Here is a 17,802-nt window from a genome sequence, read left to right on the forward strand (position 1 = left end):
TTGTGACTGAAAACCCCTCCCAGGATGCACAGACGCAGCTGCATAGTTTGACCCAAGGGGCAGAGCTATGCAGCGACAAACCGTTATTTTTCATCGATGCTAAGGGCGAGTGGCTCTATCGGCAGGGGCGATTGCCTGAAAAGTTTTGCCGACTTTTTTGCTCGATTCTGCACTGCATAGACGGACAATATTATCTGATCACCCCTGTGGAGAAATGCCTGGTTGAGGTGAGCGACTCACCGCTGCTGGTTGTGGACTATGAGTTATTGGAAAGCGGTGAGTTGTCCCTCAGCACATCTATAGGGGCTGACTTTAACGCGGCGGACTTTACCTGTTTTCAGATTGAGGAACAGGCGTAGTGGTGCTACTGGAACGGGGTTTGTGGGCAAAACTTGACCGGGCGGCTTACTACCGTTTTATCGAGCAGTTTCTTGCTTCGGACGATGAATAAATGACTGGCTCATAATAATCATCTAGCCTAAGTTGTTATTTGCTAAGAAGATTGGTTTTTCTCAGCAAATTTAGTTGGCTTTAGCCCTAGTTTCTTTAAGACCAAGTGGTAGTATTAATTTACAGCCTTGGATTTTGGAGGTGCCGATTGAAGCATTATGAGAGTTTGGGGTATCTGGTATCTCATCTTAATATCGATCTGCAAAAGGCGTTGGATGAGCGCCTGAAACGCTATGAGCTAGATATTCGATTATGGCCTGTGCTGTTTGCATTGTGGCAAGAGGAGGGGATCACTCAGACTGAGCTCTCTAAACGCTGTGATGTGGCCAATTATACTATGACGCGGTTACTCGATCTGCTTCAGGTTAGGGGTCTGATCACACGTCATCAAGAAGCCGACAATCGTCGTGCTTTTCAAATCTTTCTTACCGATAACGCTAAAGCACTGGAGCAAGATTTAATTCGGGAAGCTGAGCGGGTAAATGAGCACTTCTTAGTGAGTCTAACCGATGAAGAAGCGCAGGTATTTATTAAACTACTAAATAAAATCAATCGCTTGTCTTAAATTTTTCTGCTGTTTACGTCAATCAGAAAACCGTTTCTGACGACGAACTCGGTTCATTCAGGCTGGCTCAGAGTACCAGCAAACCCAATGACACAGTGACGGCTAGCAGCACAGAGATGCTGAACACTTGCCGACTTTGCATCAGGTTCTGTTTTCCCTGTTTGATACTGGTGATCAGGCGGTTTTGTTTATAGATACGGCAGATCATCTGTTCGCTGCTGGGATCGATAAACAGCTGAAACTTGCAGGGATCACCATCGTGCAGTTTTATCTGATGCTCACTCTTGGGGCCAAAATTCAGTTTGCGCGAAACCCGCTTGCCGTTGACAAACACCTGCTCCAGTCCACACCAATCGCTGGCTCTTAGTTCGACGAGATCCTGATTAAAATCATGTTTAAAGCATATCATTTTTACGTCCATCCACTGCTCAATGGGGTTTTAATTCAAGCAGAGGAATATGACATTTTCCAGTACGCTTTTATGAATAATTGGTGTATTCATTTTATCTTGTTGGCGGGGCAGGAAATTTATTTTTGCTTAGGAAATGGGGCTAGGCTTTATCTTGGTTTGTATGAATAGGCCGTGTTTTGGCAGGTTTAATGTTAATGAATCGTGTTAATAAATAAGTTTTATATATCAGATATTTATTCTGAAATAAAAAAGCCACCAATATGCTGGTGGCTTTTTTGTCTGCTTGCAATTAACGAAATTAATTACAGGCCTGGTTTACCGTTAATGATTGCGCGCGCCATCTCATCGGCAACATCGGCCGTGGTGCGATTCTGCTCGTCAGACAGGCTAAAGATGCGAGTCAGTGTGTTGTAGATCTCTTCGACTTTGGCTCTTGAAGCTGCTTCATCATAGTTGCTTTCAAACGAGACATTGATGATGCCGCCAGCGTTAATCACATAGTCAGGAGCATAAAGGATACCCAGCTCTTTGAGCTTTTCACCGTGACGCGCTTCGGCGAGCTGATTATTGGCACAACCAGCAACGATAGTGGCCTTTAACAGAGGAATCGTGGTGTCATTGATCGTGGCACCCAGTGCACAAGGCGCATAGACATCGACATCTTGGTGATAAATATCCTGAGGCGCGACAACAATAGCGCCAAATTCATTGGCGACTCTGTCCAGTGACTCTTGATGAATATCGGTAACGATAAGCTCGGCGCCTTCAGCGTGCAGATGACGGCACAGGTAGTAACCCACATGGCCAACGCCCTGAACGGCGATTTTTAGCCCTTTAAGGCTATCCAGACCGCGCTGATGTTTTACCGCGGCTTTGATACCCAGGTAGGTACCTAGTGCGGTGAATGGTGATGGATCGCCGCTCTTGCCTTCCAGACCGGCCATATAAGGGGTTTCTTGATGGGCAATCATGATATCTGCAGTCGATACGCCTACATCTTCAGCGGAATAATATTTGCCGCCTAAGCTGTTGATGCAACGGCCAAAAGCTCTGAACAGGGCTTCACGATCTTGGGTTTTTGGATCGGCGATGATCACAGATTTACCGCCGCCCATGGTTAATCCCGCGAGAGCGTTCTTGTAGGTCATACCACGGGAAAGACGCAGCACGTCTGTTAAGGCTGCGTCATCTGATTCATAATTCCACATTCTGCACCCGCCAACGGCAGGGCCAAGGTTAGTGTTGTGGATTGCAATAATTGCACGTAAGCCACTTTCCTGGTCATGACAAAATACGACCTGTTCATGGTCGTCAAATGAGATGTGATTGAATACTGCCACTTCAGAGTTCTCCGCTTGGGATGTGTTGGAATGTAAGCGCATAGGGCAAATTTGCTTGATCTATGCTTGTTATACTTATTGCAGAACGATAACATTTAGCGATACTCTCAACAAAGTGAAGTTGAGTTTTAGTTGTGATCTCTGTGGCAATTTTGCTTTCCACTTTACGTTAACGTAATGTCAATCGGTAAGGTCAAGCTAAGTTGCTGTAAATAAGAATAAAATTGAAATCACAAAAGCATGATAACAAATGGGAACTAGTATGACAGAACAAGTATCTGAACAGGTTCAGCTTTCTGCTGAAGAGATTGAAGCCCGCACCCAGGAATGGGTGAAGGAACATTTTCAAAAGGCGAATCGTTTTCTTGCCGAAAAAGGGGTGATCCCAAGCAAAGTGATCCAGCAAGAGTGCCGTTATCTGGCGCCTCTGTTAGCGATCTGGAAGATTGAATCTAAACAGCCTAAAGCGCAGACCTTCTGGGTGATGTCTGGCGATCTGCCGACAGATTATGTGGATGTGAATGTTGCCGCGACCGCCCGTGAGGCTCTGCGTCATTTCTCTATGATGTGGCAGCTAAAGGCAGAAAATCTGGTGCAATCTGGTGCGACGCAAGATCCAACCCAAGCTAAGTTTGCTCAGCTTCTGGTTTCCCGCGCCGAGAGTCTGTACCAAATTCATGGCGACGATAAGTTGTGGCGCGAGTCATAATCTCACCCGTTACTCAATCAAAAAGCCGCTTTAGTTAACTAAAGCGGCTTTTTTGTTTTTCTGTTTATGAGTCTTGAACCTTTATGAGTCCTGAGCGTTTATGGGTCTTGAAAGTTAAGCAAGGTAGGCGTAGCCGCGATTGATAAGCCAAACAAAATAGTCACACACTTCCTTTTGCTGGCAGAGGTTGAGTGCCGCTTTATCGTCAAACAGGATCTGCTCAGCCAATAGTTCTAAGGTCGACAGTTCAGTGTTCTCGAAGCTGTAAGTCTCGCCATTGATAAATAACCGCTTGTGATTATCTTGCTCAAGGCAGAGCACTTTCAGCCCGCCTATGCGTAACAGCTGCGCTCCCTCTTCAAATGCCTCGATAAGCTCCTGAGGGGTATGAGCTTCCTCGTCACTCTCGCACAAATCCAACTCGAAACGATTCTGGCTGAGCAGTTGGCCTAAGACGGCCTGATAGTGCTCAGGCTCGCTCAGTAAGCTTTGCAATAGCTTGAGCATACCTTGCTGCTGCTCGCTAGATACCAGTCCAGGATTGCTTGGCTCAGAGGTTGACATGAAACGTGTCAGGCCTGTGTTAGTGTCGATAAGGTGATCGGCAATGCTGCTTATCAGCTCCTGCTGGCTCGGCGCACGAAAACCTATGGAATAACTCAGCGCTGTCTCTATGGTTTCGCCTCTGTGAGGGAATCCAGGGGGAATATAGAGCATGTCTCCCTGTTCGAGCACGACATCGATAATGGGCTCGAAATCATCAATCAGGGCTGTGTGTGTATCGCCGCCTCTTGGTGAATAGTGCCCCTGAGGTCCTACCTTCCAGCGGCGCTTGCCACTGCCTTGCAGGAGAAACACATCATAGTTATCTATATGGGGGCCGACGCCACCGCCTGGTGTGGCAAATGACACCATTAGATCATCAAAACGCCAGTCGGGAATAAAGCGAAAGGCGTCAACTAAAGGCTGAGAGTCGGGATACCAATGGTTAACTGCCTGCACCAGCAGCTGCCAGTTCGTTTCACCAAAGGGGGCGTAGTCTTCAATCGGTCCCTGGATGATTTTCCAGTTATCCTTTTGGGTCAGCACTATGCGTGATGCTATCTCCTCTTCACAGGCAAGCCCCGCCAGTTCCTCCGGCGAGATAGGATCTTCAAAGCGCTTAAATGCCCCTTTGAGCACCACAGGCTGTTTTTGCCAGTGCTGCTGTAAAAAAGCCTGTGGGTCGAAATCCGGAGTATACATAGCTAGATATCTCAAAAGTTGCAGTGCGAAAGCGGGAAGATTTTGTATCAGTAAGCAGTATAAGCAGAAATAATAAAGGCGGTAAGTGTGACTTACCGCCTTAACGCATTTTATGCTTTCAAGCTGACTTATTTCAGCTCGTCTACGAAGGCTTCGGCGCGGCCGATATAGTTTGCCGGCGTCATCTTCTTCAGCTCAACTTTGACTTCGCTTGGCAGTTCAAGGCTATCGATGAACAGGGCTAATTGCTCACCGTCGATACGCTTACCGCGAGTCAGCTCTTTGAGCTTCTCATAGGGCTTTTCGATGCCGTAGCGGCGCATTACTGTCTGCACTGGCTCGGCCAACACTTCCCAGTTTTGATCCAGCTCGGCGCGTAGGTGAGTTTCGTTCACCTCTAACTTGCTGATCCCTTTCAGGGTAGCCTGGTAAGCGATCAGGGCGTGTGCCATGCCCACACCTAAGTTACGCAGTACAGTGGAGTCGGTCAGGTCACGCTGCCAGCGAGAGACGGGCAGTTTTGACGCCAGGTGCTGCATCAGGGCGTTGGCTATGCCTAAGTTACCCTCTGAGTTTTCAAAGTCGATTGGGTTAACCTTGTGTGGCATGGTCGATGAGCCAATTTCACCAGCAACGGTTTTCTGCTTGAAGTGACCCAGGGCGATATAACCCCAGATGTCACGGTCAAAGTCGATCAGGACAGTGTTGAAACGGGCAACGGCATCGAACAGCTCGGCGATATAGTCGTGTGGCTCAATCTGAGTGGTGTATGGGTTCCAGTTCAGACCTAGGCTGGTGACAAAACGCTGTGACAGGGTATGCCAGTCCACTTCAGGGTAAGCCGACAGGTGGGCGTTGTAGTTGCCCACGGCGCCGTTGATCTTGCCCATGATCTCGACTGCCTGGATCTGCTTTAGCTGGCGCTCGAGACGCACGGCCACGTTGGCCATCTCTTTACCTAAGGTAGAAGGTGATGCAGGTTGGCCGTGGGTGCGTGACATCAGAGGGACAGACTTGTACTCCACGGCGAGTTTTTTCACCGCATCGAGGATCTGCTGGCAGTAGGGAACCAAGACCTGCTCGCGGGCTTCGATCAACATCAGGCCATGAGACAGGTTGTTGATATCTTCTGAGGTACAAGCAAAGTGCACAAACTCGCCGATAGCGTTGAGTTCTGCGTTGTCTGCGATCTTCTCTTTGATAAAGTATTCAACGGCTTTCACGTCGTGGTTGGTGGTGGCTTCGATGGTTTTTACCCGCAGGGCATCGGCTTCATTGAAGTTATCTTTAATCTGGTCGAGTAGGGCTAAAGCCTCTTCGCTAAAAGGCGGAACTTCTTCAATTTCTGGGCAGCTGGAAAGCAGTTTTAACCAGTTAATTTCGACTTGAACACGGTATTTGGTCAGGCCGTACTCGCTGAAAATCCCTCTTAATGAGGCGGTTTTACTACCATAACGACCGTCTACCGGAGAGATAGCAGTTAGTGCGGAAAGTTCCATTAGAAGCTCCTTTAATGAACTTATCTTATTGGTTTATAGGGTCAGACTGTTATTTGCGACATCGACAATGGATTTACGTGAGAAGACAAGGTGTCTACGCTTGCCCCCTAACTGACGCCAGAGCACTGCGCTGCGCATAGCCGCCAGCAGCAGGGCACGGATCTTTTGTTGTACTAATGTCTGCTTTAAAAATTCGGGATTACCTGAGATCTGAATCTTGGGCCCGAGCTCGCTGATAATATCGCTGTAGATGCCGGCAAAGTTGGCGATCACCTGATCGTCGGTAATGGCAAAATGGTGTAACTGGCGATGCACTTGATTGATGCGCTCGGCTAGCATGCCAAGGGCGCTGGATGAGCGGGACAGCTTACGCTCGAGGGCGAGAATGCCAATCAGGTAGCGAGTGATCTCGACATCTTTTTGTTTATCGTCACCCAGCTGATTCACGATAAGCTGGTAGCCCTGATTCAGGGCGGCCTTGTCGCGATAGACGTCGCTGGTATTGTCGGGATTGGTCACTAAAATGCTATTGAGACTGGCAGCCAGGGCATCAGTGTCACCCTGGCCATGTCTGGCAACGCGTTGCACTTGGGCTATGGCCTGCAAGATCCCGGCAAAGGCCATGGTTCTGTCTATGATAGCTTGGTTCACGTGTTACTCTCTTACTCTGTTATTCAGTTCTATTTTATCGACGAGATTATTTTATCAGTGAATCTATGATGCCGCCGCCGAGGCAGACTTCACCGTCGTAAAACACCGCCGATTGTCCTGGGGTCACGGCCGCAACCGGATGCTCAAACAGCACCTTGATACGATCTTCGCCTTCATAGGTGAGGGTGCAAGGCACATCCTGCTGGCGATACCGGGTCTTGACTGTGATTGAGGCACCATCGGCAGGGCCTTTTCTGTCGACCCAGTGCAGCTGATCGGCATAGAAGCCATCTGACATCAGACGGGGATGATTTCCGCCCTGACCGACGACCAATACGTTACGCTCAAGATCTTTATCGACCACGTACCAGGGGTCGTCATTGCTGTTTTTCATGCCGCCTATGCCAAGGCCTTTACGCTGACCTAAGGTGTGGTACATCAAGCCTTGATGTTCACCTATGACTTCACCCTCGGCAGTCTCGATCTTACCTGGCTGCGCGGGCAGGAAGGTCTGTAGGAAATCGGTAAATTTACGCTCGCCGATAAAACAGATCCCTGTGCTGTCTTTCTTATCGTGGGTGATAAGTCCCATCTCTTTGGCAATTTCTCTGACCTGGCTTTTTTCCAGCTCGCCGACAGGAAACAGTGAGCGGGCTATTTGCTCATGGCTCAGGGTATAGAGGAAATAGCTCTGATCTTTATTACCATCTAGGCCGCGTAACATCTGGCTCTGGCCCGATGCATCGCTGCGACGGACATAGTGTCCCATAGCGATATAGTCTGCATCGAGGATCTCATCGGCAAACTCTAGGAAGGCTTTGAATTTGATCTCTTTATTGCACATGATATCTGGGTTGGGTGTGCGCCCCGCTTTATATTCGGCAAGGAAATATTCGAACACATTGTCCCAATATTCGGCGGCAAAATTGACCGTGTGCAGCTTGATGCCTAATTTGTCACAAACGGCCTGGGCATCCTTTAAGTCTTCTGCGGCGGCGCAATACTCGTCGGTATCGTCCTCTTCCCAGTTTTTCATGAACAGGCCTTCAACTCGATAGCCCTGTTGCATTAACAGATAGGCAGAAACTGATGAATCAACACCACCGGACATGCCGACGATGACTTTTTTACCCTGTGGATTGGAGTCGATTTGTGCCATAAAGCCTTTAAACCATTAAAAATTAAGTGCGACGGCCAAGTCTGGCGGGCTAAGTATAGATGGCCCAGAGTTGTGCTGGCTCGCAAGTTTACTCGTTAAATTACCCGCCACTCGTTAACTTACACGCTTCTTTAGTTCGCGAAGTGAGTCGCTAACCACCGCTTAGCAATAGGAGCTGCGCCAGATGCTTGATATGCCGTATCTGCGGGGGCGTATTCTATCACGCATTATTCATGGTAGCTAACTTGAGTGCAGAACTATTGGCTGTATTAGATGAAAATTGTTTTCCTAAAGAAACTGGCTATCTATGATTTCGGCTGGAAAGCTTTTGCCCGACAGTTGATCGAGAATGCACTGCAGCACTAAGGGGCTTCTGAGCTTTGCGCCTAAGGCTTTTATCTCATCGAGGCTCAACCAGAGGGCGCGCTGAATCGCCTTATCCTGTGGTTTGGGCGGGATTGGCGCGTCCAGTTCACAAAAATAACTGAAGCGCAGGAAGGCGAGTTCAGGATTGGCCTGAAACTGATAGATGCGGATGAGGGAAAGGTCATCGACCCTAAGCCCTGTTTCTTCAAACACCTCGCGTTTACAGGCATCAATTAGGGATTCTTTGGCCTCAAGGTGACCTGCGGGTTGGTTATATCTTAGCTGACCGTCGATAATCTCCTCCACCATTAGGTATTTATCCTGGCTTTTCATCACGCAGGCCACAGTGACATTGGGTTTATATCGTGGCTTTTGGTTTTGTGGCTTTGGGTTTAGAGGTTTTGGGGTCATGGCCATAGACAGCTAATCCTCATGTCTGCTTGTTTGAGGTAACAGCTTATATTTGCCGTTATCGATTCCATCCAGACTCCATTTTCCTATTTTATAACGAATTAATCTGAGGGTAGGGTAACCTATATGTGCCGTCATGCGGCGCACCTGCCTGTTGCGTCCCTCACAGATCTCAATGCTGAGCCAGGTGGTGGGGATCTGTTTGCGCTCTCTGATGGGGGGAGTACGCTCCCAGACGGCTGGGGCAGGCATCACCTGGACTCTGGCCGGCAGGGTTAATCCATCTTTTAATTCAACCCCACGGCGCAGGGCATCGAGTTCATCTTCCCTAGGTGCGCCTTCGACCTGTACCCAATAGGTTTTATAGGTTTTTTTCTTGGGCTCGGTGATCTTGGCCTGCAGCTGACCATCATTGGTCAGTAGCAGCAGGCCCTCACTGTCTCTGTCTAAACGCCCGGCCGCATACACATCTTTAATGGGAATAAAGTCCTTCAGGGTTTGGCGCCCTTGCTCATCGCTGAACTGACATAAGACATCAAAGGGTTTGTTAAACAATACGATGATGGGATTGTCAGTCTTAGGTTTCTTGCGCTGGGTTAATCGTTTTCCCTGCGGCGTTGAGGTTGGCCTTTTAGGGGATCTTGTTGCGCTTGCTGCGCCCTTAGTGAATGGTTTGCTCGAGTGAGATTGTTTTTTAGGGGGATTGGATGTACTCACAGGATGTCTTTTGGCTGCAGGACTTGATTCATATCATTGTACTGTGCATTCGCCCTTAGTGGAATTTGAATATTGTCAGGAATGATTTATGATGTCGGCGATAAAATGTGATCGATAGCAAAACGTGAGTGGTTTTTGAGAAGTGAGATGTGGTGGTGTTGCTTTGATTCGACATTATCAGCGCAGTAGCCTGAGGGCTAACGATTGCGACTCATCTTGGTGTATTTCTCGGTTTCCTCTCCCTTATAAAGTGCGATAGTTTCGCATGCAAAATAATAACAATTAAAACCATTAGTTAGGTCATAGCTAGGTCTATAACGCTTTATTTTACAAACACGTAGGAAATGAAATGAACGACAATCCAACGATTATTTATACCGAAACCGACGAAGCGCCAGCACTCGCGACTCTCTCTCTACTGCCTATTATCAAAAACTTTACCGCTGCAGCCGGTGTGGGTGTTGAAACCCGAGATATCTCACTGTCTGGCCGAGTAATTGCCAACTTCCCTGAGTATTTAACGCCTGAGCAGCAGATTGGCGATGCCTTGGCCGAATTGGGCGAATTAGCCACAAAACCTGAAGCGAATATCATCAAACTGCCAAACATCAGTGCCTCGATTCCTCAATTAAAAGCGTGTATCAAAGAGCTGCAGGCGCAAGGTTATGCGCTGCCAGATTATCCCGATGAGCCTAAGTCTGACAAAGAGATGGATATCAAGTCTCGTTATGACAAGGTGAAGGGCAGTGCGGTAAACCCAGTATTGCGTGAAGGTAACTCAGATCGTCGCGCACCAACGTCGGTTAAAAATTATGCCAAGAAAAACCCACACTCAATGGGCGCCTGGAAAGGGGATTCCAAGTCCCATGTAGCCCATATGGATGGCGGCGATTTTTACGGTTCTGAGCAGTCTGTTACCTTAGATAAAGTCACTTCTGTTGATATCTTGTTTACAGGCAAAGATGGTTCAAGCAAGACCTTAAAGTCAGGCCTAGCTTTAATCGCCGGTGAAGTGATCGACGCATCGACCATGAGCAAGAAGGCTTTGGTTGCTTATCTTGAGCGTGAAATTGCGGCGGCTAAATCGGAAGATGTGCTTTTGTCTCTGCACCTGAAAGCCACCATGATGAAGGTGTCTGATCCTATTCTGTTTGGCCATGCTGTTAAGGTTTTCTATAAGGATCTGTTTGCTAAGCACGGCGAGCTGTTTGAAGAGCTTGGGGTGGATGTGAACAATGGTTTTGGCGATGTGTATGCCAAAATTGCGACCCTGCCAGCAGAGAAGCAAGCCGAGATTGAAGCCGATATCGCGGCCATTTATGCCGCGCGTCCAGCCTTGGCTATGGTGGACTCAGATCGCGGCATCACCAACTTGCACGTACCCAGTGATGTGATCATCGATGCCTCTATGCCTGCGGCTATCCGTTCATCGGGTCAGATGTGGGGCCCAGATGGTCAGCTTAAAGACACTAAGGCGTTGATCCCAGATCGTTGCTATGCCGGTGTTTACCAGGAAACGATTCAGTTCTGTAAAGAGAATGGTGCATTCGATCCTAGCACTATGGGTAGCGTGCCTAACGTTGGTCTGATGGCGCAGAAAGCCGAAGAGTACGGCAGCCATGATAAGACATTTGAGATCCCAGTCGATGGTACAGTTAAAGTCGTCGATGCCGACGGCAATCAGCTGCTGAGTCATGAAGTGGAAGCGGGTGATATCTGGAGAATGTGCCAGGTTAAAGACGCGCCTATTCGTGACTGGGTGAAGCTAGCTGTTAACCGCGCCCGTTTGTCTAATACCCCAGCGGTATTCTGGCTGGATGCGAATCGTGCCCATGATGCGCAGCTGATCAATAAAGTGAAGCAGTATCTGCCAGAGCACGATACCAATGGCCTAGAAATTCATATCATGTCGCCAGTTGAAGCGACGCGCTTCTCACTTAAGCGCATAAAAGCAGGCCAAGATACCATCTCTGTGACAGGTAACGTGCTGCGTGACTATTTGACCGACCTTTTCCCCATTCTTGAGCTGGGTACCAGCGCCAAGATGCTCTCTATCGTGCCTTTGATGAATGGCGGCGGTCTGTTTGAAACTGGTGCTGGTGGCAGTGCGCCTAAGCACGTGCAGCAGGTGCAGAAAGAGGGTCACCTACGCTGGGATTCACTGGGTGAGTTTTTGGCATTGGGTGCATCACTCGAGCACTTAAGTCAGAATTACCACAATCCTAAGGCTCAGGTGCTTGCTGATGCGCTCGATGTAGCGATTGGTCAGTTCCTTGATGAAAACCGTTCTCCTTCACGCCGTGTCGGTGAACTGGATAACCGCGGCAGCCATTTCTATCTGGCCATGTACTGGGCACAAGCGTTAACGGCTCAGGACAGCGATGCTGAGCTTAAAGCGCATTTCGCGCCATTGGCTTCAGCTTTGACTGAGAATGAAGCTAAGATTGTAGCTGAACTGAATGGTGCTCAGGGCACTGCTGTGGACTTAGGTGGATACTATAAGCTTGACCTGGATAAAGCCTCGCAGGCGATGCGTCCAAGTGCGACCCTAAACAGCATCTTGAGCTGATGGGATCTGGCCGTTTGATCCTCTTAAAGTGGAAACGGCCAAATCTAAGCAAATAAAAAGAAGCAACTAAACACAAGTAAATAAATTAAAGAGGAAGCATGATGCTTCCTCTTTTTGTTTGGGGCTTATTAAATTGGTTTTGCTAAACCGAGATATAAAAAAAGCAGAGATATCTCTGCTTTTTTCGCTATCCAATCACCGTTATTGGCATCTGCTATTTGGTGGGTGATATCGCTGACGCGTGCATCCCTTTTGGACCCTGTTCCACTTCAAATTGAACGGATTGGCCTGCTTTTAGAGTTCGATAGCCTTCCATTTCAATGGTAGAATAGTGCGCGAAAACGTCTTCACCACCAGCTTCAGGGCAGATAAACCCGAATCCTTTGGCGTTGTTGAACCACTTTACAGTTCCGTTTGCCATACATCCACTTCCTTCTGTTGTTTACTGACCAGTAAGATAGTAAAACTATTAAGTAAGGCGGGAAAATTCACCGCTTAGGCAACAGAATGAAACCACTAAAAGCGGATGTCAAGGGTAAATTTAACATTAGAGCAACATTTTTTTAAAAAATATGAACAATTGGGTTGTTTTAACGATAACAGAGATGTTTGAGTTGAAGTCATTTGCAACATTTGGTAGAAGCCAACACTAGAGGCTAATATTTAGAGATGGGTAAAACAGGTAATATTGAACGCATCGAAGAGCGGGTCGAATCAGAGATTGCACCCCCTTCAATGTACAAAGTGATCTTAAATAACGATGACTATACTCCGATGGATTTTGTCATTGAGGTATTGCAGCTATTTTTTAAAAAAAGTGAGCAAGAAGCGACAGATATCATGTTAGCTATTCATCATCAAGGAAAGGGGATCTGCGGGATTTTTCCTTTTGGTATCGCGGAAACTAAGGTTGCTCAGGTAAATCAGTTTGCAAGGCAAAACCAACATCCGTTACTGTGTTCATTAGAGAAAGCCTGAATCTGTTTTGGGATTAAATTTAGGGGGGCTTATGCTAAACAAAGATCTTGAGGTCACGTTAAATCTGGCATTTCAGCAGGCCAGAGATGCACGTCATGAATATATGACAGTCGAGCACCTGCTACTAGCGCTAATCGATAACCCTTCGGCTCAGGAAGCCCTTTTGGCCTGTGGTGCCAACCTGGAGAAACTCAGAGAAGAGGTGTCCAGTTTTATTGAACAAACCACACCTATCATCAGCGATCCCAATGACGACAGAGAGACTCAGCCAACTCTGGGTTTTCAGCGCGTATTGCAGCGCGCTGTGTTTCATGTCCAATCCTCGGGGCGCAATGAAGTTACGGGCGCGAACGTTCTGGTCGCTATCTTTAGCGAACAGGAGTCACAGGCGGTTTACTTGCTTAGAAACGGTGAGATCACCCGCCTGGATGTGGTTAACTATATCTCCCACGGCGTTGGCCGTGATGAAATCGAGAGTGCGCCCGATACCGAGCAGATTGAAGACAACTCGGCTAGTGAGGAGCGCAGCAAGCTGGCACAGTTTACCGCTAACTTAAACGAAGAGGCCCGCAGCGGCCGTATCGACCCCTTGATTGGCCGCAGCGATGAAATTGAGCGCTCGATTCAAATTCTCTGCCGTCGCCGTAAAAACAATCCTTTACTCGTGGGTGAGGCTGGTGTGGGTAAAACGGCCATTGCCGAAGGGCTTGCCTATCGCATCGTCAATAACGAAGTGCCAGAGGTGATGGAGAGTGCCACAGTTTATTCCCTTGATCTCGGCGCCTTACTGGCAGGGACTAAATACCGAGGCGATTTTGAAAAACGCTTCAAAGGGCTGCTTAAAGAGCTTAGCCAGGATGAGCATGCGATTCTGTTTATCGATGAGATCCACACTATTATCGGTGCCGGCGCCGCATCTGGCGGGGTAATGGATGCATCTAATCTGTTAAAACCCCTGTTATCCAGCGGCAATCTGCGCTGCATGGGCTCGACGACGTTCCAGGAATACCAGAGTATTTTTGAGAAAGATAGAGCCCTTGCTAGACGTTTCCAGAAGGTGGATATCAACGAGCCTTCGGTGGCCGAAACCACCAAGATTTTGCAGGGGCTTAAGGCCAAATATGAGGCTCACCATGGGGTACGTTATACCTTGGCGGCCTTGAGCGTTGCCGCGCGGCTCTCCGATAAACACATTAATGACAGGCACCTGCCCGATAAGGCCATCGATGTGATCGATGAGGCGGGGGCGAGAATGAAGATGCTGCCTGCCAGCAAGCGTAAGAAGACCATAGGTCAGAGCGAGATTGAGTCAATTATCGCCAAGATGGCGCGCATTCCTGAGAAGTCCGTATCGGCCACAGACAAAGAGATGCTCAAAAATTTAGAGCGTAACCTTAAGATGGTGGTCTTTGGTCAGGACAAAGCGATTGAGGCCTTAAGCTCAGCTATTCGCCTCTCTCGCAGTGGCTTGAGTGGTGAAGCTAAGCCCGTGGGCAGCTTCCTGTTTGCCGGTCCCACTGGGGTGGGTAAAACCGAGGTGACCAGTCAGTTGGCCTCCTGCTTAGGCTTAAAACTGGTGCGCTTTGATATGTCTGAGTATATGGAGAGTCATACGGTATCGCGCCTGATCGGTGCTCCCCCTGGTTATGTGGGGTACGATCAGGGTGGCTTGTTGACAGACGCCGTGATCAAAAATCCTCACTGTGTGGTGCTCCTCGACGAGATAGAAAAGGCCCACCCTGATATCTATAACCTGCTGCTGCAGGTGATGGATCACGGCACACTGACCGACAACAATGGCCGCAAGGCAGACTTTAGGCATGTGACTCTGGTGATGACCACTAATGCGGGTGTTCAGGAGACGGTGCGTAAATCTATCGGCTTTAAACAGCAAGATCACAGTCAGGATGCGCTATCTGAAATTAACCGGGTATTCTCGCCTGAGTTCAGAAACCGCCTCGATGAGATCATCTGGTTCAATCATCTGGATATGACAGTGATCGCCAAAGTGGTCGATAAGTTCCTGGTCGAATTACAGGCACAGCTTGATGATAAAGCCGTAGTACTGGATGTTAGTGATGAAGCCAGACTGCTGCTTGCCGAGAAGGGCTACGATAAGGCGATGGGCGCGCGTCCTATGGCAAGAGTCGTGACCGAGCTGATTAAACGGCCACTGGCCGATGAGATCCTGTTTGGTAAGTTAGAGAAGGGCGGAACCGCTCATGTCGACGCCAAGGATAATGAGATAGTGATTGAAGTCGACACGCGGGAAAAAGTCATGAGTTGAGCGAGTCAAACATGGGGTGATAAGAGGCTGCCTAGCGTAGCCTTTTTCTTAATCCGATTTCGAATAATCAAGGGGTTATTTTAAAGATAAAAAAACCAGCTGATGCTGGTTTTTATTTGAAACGACTTTGGGTAACACTTTAGCGTGAACGGAAGACGATGCGCCCTTTGCTCAAATCATAAGGGGTCAGCTGCACAGTGACCTTGTCACCCGTTAAAATACGGATGTAGTTTTTACGCATTTTGCCTGAGATATGAGCGATCACTACGTGACCATTCTCTAGCTCTACTCGAAACATTGTATTTGGCAAGGTTTCAAGAATAGTGCCTTGCATCTCAATGTTGTCTTCTTTCGCCATTAATCAGTTATCCTGTTAGCCTTCAAATATTAAAAACGGGCGTATCATGCCGCAAATTCGGCTTGCTGTAAAGAGGTGGTTAACGCGAGGATAGTAACCTTAGGGATGGCTCCCATTATTTAAAGTAAGTTTGCCAACCATTTGGAGACAAGAGTTCGTAGGGGCGATAGGCGCGTTTGTAGTTCATTTTTTTAGAGGCATCGATCTGATAGCCTAAATAGACAAACTCTTTTCCTGAAAGTTTAGCCAGCCTGCACTGCAATAAGATCATCAGCGCGCCTAATGAACGTTTTTCCTCCGTCGGTGAGAAAAAGCTGTAAATGGCCGAGAGGCTGTTTGGCAACACATCTGTGACAGCAACGCCCAACAGTTGTTTATCATCCCTTACCTCAATCAACAGAGGTTGATGCCAGCAACATTGCAGAAAATGGTTAAACTGCTCCTTTGTGGGCGGGTACATAGGCCCATCACGATGGCGCTCATTGATATAGGTTTGATAGAGCTGGTAGTGTTCTTCCGATGCCTCTGTGACAATCGCAAAATGCAGGTCACTATTATTTTTCAGGGTACGCTTCTGCCGTTTTGATGGGGTAAATTCCCTAGCTGGAATTCGAATGGGCTGGCAGGCCTGACAGCGGGGGCAGTGGGGCTTATAGAGCATATCGCCGCTACGACGAAACCCCAGTGCCGAAAGTTGTTCAATCAGATCTTCATTGAGCAGGGTTTCCTGCAATACCAGCAGTTGCTCCTGCTGCTCTGGCAGGTAGCTGCAACTGAAGGTGTTGGTCAGACCAACCTGAATAGTCTCTGATTTAGAATCCAAGATAGACCTCTTTAGCATGCCAAGCATCACTGGCCACTTCGATATCACGAAAGCGTTTCAATAGATTAATAAAATCGCTGCGTTTTAATGCCTTAGCCCCCAATGACTCAAGGTGAGGGTTCATCACTTGTGCATCGATTAGCCTAAATTTATGGGCCAACAGGTGTTGGTGTAACATCAGCATGGCGGCCTTGGAGGCGTTGCTTTTCAGATGAAACATAGACTCGCCGCAGAAAACCTGGCCGATGGCGATACCATAAAGCCCGCCAATTAGTTCATCACCTTCCCATACTTCAATAGAATGGGCTTTGTGTTGTCTGTGCAATTTCTTATAGGCAAGCTGTATATCGGGCGTGATCCAGGTGCCTTCCTTGCCGATCCGTGTTTTGGCACAATTTTCAATGACGCGATCGAATGCTTGATCAACACTAAAGCGCCATCCATGCCTTTTGATGTGGCGTTTTAAGCTGCGGCTGACCTGCATGCTTCCGGGTACAAAGACGGCTCTGGGATCCGGCGACCACCAAAGAATGGGGTCGTTTTCATTAAACCAGGGAAAAATGCCATTGTAGTAAGCGCTGAGTAGACGTTTGGGATGCAGATCACCACCAATGGCTAATAGCCCATTGGGATCGGTAAGCGCAAACTCCGGTGAAGGGAATTGTGCTAATTCATGATTCAAAAAGGACAGTGAGTTCACAATTGAGTAAAATTAGTTAAGCGTCTCTTTATAAGTTAGCGGAAAATGTCTTATGTTGAAACCTAGTTACAGCGGCTTTCAGGGTGTTTTTTTAGTTTTAATCGTACTTTGTGGGCTGGGAGCCAGTACGGCTTCTACCGCGGCTTACGATCGAAACAAAGCCCTGCCGGTAGAGAAAGTCATTTATGGTCATGTCAGTTCAGTGCGAGAGCTCACCCAAAGTGAGCTGCAGATAGATCAGAATCGAGGCTGGAAGATATTTGGCGGCGCCCTGTTAGGAGGTGTAGTGGGTCATCAATTTGGTGGTGGCTCAGGCAGGGATGTGGCCACCGTGCTCGGTGCTCTTTTGGGGGCTGGTGCTGGTAGTCATTCTAGTCGTGACCGACTGAGGCAGATGAAATTAATCGAATTATTGATTAACTTAGACGATGGCCAGCAGGTGATGGTATTGCAGGATTTTGATCCCGGCATGAGGTTTAATCCCGATGACAGAGTGAGAGTGATCTATTTCCCTGGCTGGGTTCGGGTCGATCTGGCCATGTAGCTAATACATCTAACTCTCA

Annotated in this window: 19 protein-coding genes; 7 read left to right on the top strand and 12 right to left on the bottom strand. The window is 48.2% G+C overall.

Annotation, left to right across the window (positions count from 1 at the left end; translation table 11 throughout):
- Window positions 1-2 precede the first annotated feature (2 nt).
- Both LZP69_RS16670 and LZP69_RS03790 read left to right on the top strand, forming a co-directional pair.
- Window positions 3-359 carry a DUF1285 domain-containing protein gene (locus tag LZP69_RS16670; RefSeq protein WP_234198842.1) on the top strand — a complete coding sequence of 119 codons (357 nt, stop codon included), beginning with the start codon at window positions 3-5 and terminating at the stop codon, window positions 357-359.
- A 239-nt stretch (window positions 360-598) separates the two neighbouring features.
- Window positions 599-1,015 (top strand): MarR family winged helix-turn-helix transcriptional regulator, encoded by a 417-nt coding sequence (locus LZP69_RS03790; protein ID WP_234198843.1) that lies wholly within the window; start codon window positions 599-601, stop codon window positions 1,013-1,015.
- A 67-nt stretch (window positions 1,016-1,082) separates the two neighbouring features.
- Here the strand turns inward: LZP69_RS03790 and LZP69_RS03795 are convergent, their stop codons facing one another.
- Together LZP69_RS03795 and LZP69_RS03800 are read right to left on the bottom strand one after the other, a co-directional pair.
- Complete coding sequence (locus LZP69_RS03795; RefSeq protein WP_234198844.1) at window positions 1,083-1,424, bottom strand: hypothetical protein; 342 nt, start codon at window positions 1,422-1,424, stop codon at window positions 1,083-1,085.
- Between the two features lie 305 nt (window positions 1,425-1,729).
- Window positions 1,730-2,767, bottom strand: a complete 1,038-nt coding sequence (locus tag LZP69_RS03800) for a Glu/Leu/Phe/Val dehydrogenase dimerization domain-containing protein (protein WP_234198845.1) — start codon at window positions 2,765-2,767, stop codon at window positions 1,730-1,732.
- Window positions 2,768-3,029: 262 nt separating this feature from the next.
- Here LZP69_RS03800 and LZP69_RS03805 point away from each other — a divergent pair, with 262 nt between their 5' ends.
- Window positions 3,030-3,476 carry a DUF4826 family protein gene (locus LZP69_RS03805; protein ID WP_234198846.1) on the top strand — a complete coding sequence of 149 codons (447 nt, stop codon included), beginning with the start codon at window positions 3,030-3,032 and terminating at the stop codon, window positions 3,474-3,476.
- Window positions 3,477-3,590: 114 nt separating this feature from the next.
- Here the strand turns inward: LZP69_RS03805 and LZP69_RS03810 are convergent, their stop codons facing one another.
- The 6 genes from LZP69_RS03810 to LZP69_RS03835 form a co-directional block, all read right to left on the bottom strand.
- The gene (locus tag LZP69_RS03810) at window positions 3,591-4,721 is read right to left on the bottom strand and encodes a ribosomal protein uL16 3-hydroxylase (RefSeq protein WP_234198847.1); all 1,131 of its coding nucleotides are present in this window, start codon (window positions 4,719-4,721) and stop codon (window positions 3,591-3,593) included.
- A gap of 128 nt (window positions 4,722-4,849) precedes the next feature.
- Window positions 4,850-6,220, bottom strand: coding sequence for an adenylosuccinate lyase (purB, locus tag LZP69_RS03815; protein WP_234198848.1), 1,371 nt, complete (start codon window positions 6,218-6,220; stop codon window positions 4,850-4,852).
- Window positions 6,221-6,253: 33 nt separating this feature from the next.
- The gene (hflD, locus tag LZP69_RS03820) at window positions 6,254-6,871 is read right to left on the bottom strand and encodes a high frequency lysogenization protein HflD (protein WP_234198849.1); all 618 of its coding nucleotides are present in this window, start codon (window positions 6,869-6,871) and stop codon (window positions 6,254-6,256) included.
- A gap of 46 nt (window positions 6,872-6,917) precedes the next feature.
- A complete protein-coding gene (gene mnmA / locus LZP69_RS03825) occupies window positions 6,918-8,030 on the bottom strand; it encodes a tRNA 2-thiouridine(34) synthase MnmA (RefSeq protein WP_234198850.1) in 1,113 nt (370 codons plus the stop codon).
- Between the two features lie 288 nt (window positions 8,031-8,318).
- Complete coding sequence (locus tag LZP69_RS03830) at window positions 8,319-8,813, bottom strand: NUDIX hydrolase (RefSeq protein ID WP_234198851.1); 495 nt, start codon at window positions 8,811-8,813, stop codon at window positions 8,319-8,321.
- A gap of 6 nt (window positions 8,814-8,819) precedes the next feature.
- Complete coding sequence (locus tag LZP69_RS03835) at window positions 8,820-9,524, bottom strand: pseudouridine synthase (RefSeq protein ID WP_234198852.1); 705 nt, start codon at window positions 9,522-9,524, stop codon at window positions 8,820-8,822.
- A gap of 349 nt (window positions 9,525-9,873) precedes the next feature.
- Between LZP69_RS03835 and LZP69_RS03840 the strand changes: the two genes are divergently transcribed.
- Window positions 9,874-12,093, top strand: coding sequence for an NADP-dependent isocitrate dehydrogenase (locus tag LZP69_RS03840; protein ID WP_234198853.1), 2,220 nt, complete (start codon window positions 9,874-9,876; stop codon window positions 12,091-12,093).
- 214 nt (window positions 12,094-12,307) lie between these two features.
- Here the strand turns inward: LZP69_RS03840 and cspD are convergent, their stop codons facing one another.
- Window positions 12,308-12,514, bottom strand: coding sequence for a cold shock domain-containing protein CspD (gene cspD / locus LZP69_RS03845; protein ID WP_011865363.1), 207 nt, complete (start codon window positions 12,512-12,514; stop codon window positions 12,308-12,310).
- A gap of 248 nt (window positions 12,515-12,762) precedes the next feature.
- Here cspD and clpS point away from each other — a divergent pair, with 248 nt between their 5' ends.
- Together clpS and clpA are read left to right on the top strand one after the other, a co-directional pair.
- Window positions 12,763-13,071 (top strand): ATP-dependent Clp protease adapter ClpS, encoded by a 309-nt coding sequence (gene clpS / locus LZP69_RS03850; protein WP_234198854.1) that lies wholly within the window; start codon window positions 12,763-12,765, stop codon window positions 13,069-13,071.
- Window positions 13,072-13,102: 31 nt separating this feature from the next.
- Entirely contained in the window at window positions 13,103-15,358 is a 2,256-nt protein-coding gene (gene clpA, locus LZP69_RS03855; RefSeq protein WP_234198855.1) for an ATP-dependent Clp protease ATP-binding subunit ClpA, read from the top strand.
- 139 nt (window positions 15,359-15,497) lie between these two features.
- Here clpA and infA read toward each other — a convergent pair whose 3' ends face one another.
- From infA to aat, 3 genes are all read right to left on the bottom strand, one after another.
- The gene (infA, locus tag LZP69_RS03860) at window positions 15,498-15,716 is read right to left on the bottom strand and encodes a translation initiation factor IF-1 (protein ID WP_011865366.1); all 219 of its coding nucleotides are present in this window, start codon (window positions 15,714-15,716) and stop codon (window positions 15,498-15,500) included.
- 115 nt (window positions 15,717-15,831) lie between these two features.
- Window positions 15,832-16,542: an arginyltransferase gene (locus LZP69_RS03865; protein ID WP_442800660.1), complete on the bottom strand. Its 711-nt coding sequence runs from the start codon at window positions 16,540-16,542 to the stop codon at window positions 15,832-15,834.
- On the bottom strand, window positions 16,529-17,239 hold the full coding sequence (gene aat / locus LZP69_RS03870) for a leucyl/phenylalanyl-tRNA--protein transferase (protein WP_234198857.1): 711 nt from the start codon (window positions 17,237-17,239) through the stop codon (window positions 16,529-16,531). Before aat ends, LZP69_RS03865 begins: the two co-directional genes overlap by 14 nt.
- 52 nt (window positions 17,240-17,291) lie before the next feature.
- Here aat and LZP69_RS03875 point away from each other — a divergent pair, with 52 nt between their 5' ends.
- Complete coding sequence (locus LZP69_RS03875; protein ID WP_234198858.1) at window positions 17,292-17,783, top strand: glycine zipper 2TM domain-containing protein; 492 nt, start codon at window positions 17,292-17,294, stop codon at window positions 17,781-17,783.
- Window positions 17,784-17,802 lie beyond the last annotated feature (19 nt).

The sequence above is a fragment of the Shewanella sp. AS1 genome, from assembly GCF_021412565.1.
Taxonomy (GTDB): domain Bacteria; phylum Pseudomonadota; class Gammaproteobacteria; order Enterobacterales; family Shewanellaceae; genus Shewanella.

Bases quoted from the DNA above. Each gene is read 5' to 3' on its own strand.
- clpA (WP_234198855.1), top strand. From the start codon at position 13,103: ATGCTAAACAAAGATCTTGAGGTCACGTTAAATCTGGCATTTCAGCAG.
- infA (WP_011865366.1), bottom strand. From the start codon at position 15,716: ATGGCGAAAGAAGACAACATTGAGATGCAAGGCACTATTCTTGAAACC.
- LZP69_RS03805 (WP_234198846.1), top strand. From the start codon at position 3,030: ATGACAGAACAAGTATCTGAACAGGTTCAGCTTTCTGCTGAAGAGATT.
- cspD (WP_011865363.1), bottom strand. From the start codon at position 12,514: ATGGCAAACGGAACTGTAAAGTGGTTCAACAACGCCAAAGGATTCGGG.
- clpS (WP_234198854.1), top strand. From the start codon at position 12,763: ATGGGTAAAACAGGTAATATTGAACGCATCGAAGAGCGGGTCGAATCA.
- LZP69_RS03840 (WP_234198853.1), top strand. From the start codon at position 9,874: ATGAACGACAATCCAACGATTATTTATACCGAAACCGACGAAGCGCCA.
- purB (WP_234198848.1), bottom strand. From the start codon at position 6,220: ATGGAACTTTCCGCACTAACTGCTATCTCTCCGGTAGACGGTCGTTAT.
- LZP69_RS03810 (WP_234198847.1), bottom strand. From the start codon at position 4,721: ATGTATACTCCGGATTTCGACCCACAGGCTTTTTTACAGCAGCACTGG.
- LZP69_RS03875 (WP_234198858.1), top strand. From the start codon at position 17,292: ATGTTGAAACCTAGTTACAGCGGCTTTCAGGGTGTTTTTTTAGTTTTA.
- LZP69_RS03795 (WP_234198844.1), bottom strand. From the start codon at position 1,424: ATGATATGCTTTAAACATGATTTTAATCAGGATCTCGTCGAACTAAGA.
- LZP69_RS03830 (WP_234198851.1), bottom strand. From the start codon at position 8,813: ATGGCCATGACCCCAAAACCTCTAAACCCAAAGCCACAAAACCAAAAG.
- mnmA (WP_234198850.1), bottom strand. From the start codon at position 8,030: ATGGCACAAATCGACTCCAATCCACAGGGTAAAAAAGTCATCGTCGGC.